Origin of the sequence: Stenotrophomonas pictorum JCM 9942, assembly GCF_001310775.1 — a bacterium.
Classification (GTDB): domain Bacteria; phylum Pseudomonadota; class Gammaproteobacteria; order Xanthomonadales; family Xanthomonadaceae; genus Stenotrophomonas; species Stenotrophomonas pictorum.
In genome coordinates, this window is sequence record NZ_BAZI01000804.1 from 1 (window position 1) to 570 (window position 570).

Annotated in this window: 1 protein-coding gene; it reads left to right on the top strand. The window is 71.1% G+C overall.

Going from position 1 to position 570, the window contains the following annotated elements; all coding sequences use genetic code 11:
• Positions 1-570 (top strand): aminotransferase class I/II-fold pyridoxal phosphate-dependent enzyme (locus JCM9942_RS17780; protein WP_157723098.1); only part of this gene is annotated, 570 nt, incomplete at both ends.

The following is a 570-nucleotide window of genomic DNA, read 5'->3' on the forward strand; positions in this document are numbered from 1 at the left end:
CCGCAGCCGCAGGCGTTGCGCACGCGGCTGGCGCAACTGTACGGCTGCCAGGCGGAGCAGTTGCTGATCGGCCGCGGCAGCGACGAGGCCATCGACCTGCTGGTGCGCGCGCTGTGCGAACCGCAGCGTGATGCGGTGCTGTTCACTCCGCCGGTGTTTGGCATGTATGCGGTCAGCGCGCGCCTGCAGAACGCGCCCGCGCTGGAAGTGCCGTTGCGCGACAGCGCCGACGGGCTGGTGCCCGATAGCGACGCCATCATCGCCGCGGCCAGGCAGGGCAACGCCAGGCTGGTGTTCCTGTGCTCGCCCTCCAATCCGGGCGGGCGCAGCATCCCGCTGGCACAGGTCGAGACTGTCGCCACCGCCTTGCGCGGGCAGGCCCTGGTGGTGGTGGACGAGGCCTATGGCGAATTCGCCGCGCAACCCTCGGCCACGACCCTGATGGACCGGCATGACAACCTCGCCGTGCTGCGTACGTTGTCCAAGGCGCACGCACTGGCCGCCGCGCGCATCGGTTGCGTGATCGCCGATGCCGGGCTGATCGCGGTGCTGCGCCGTTGCCAGGCGCCG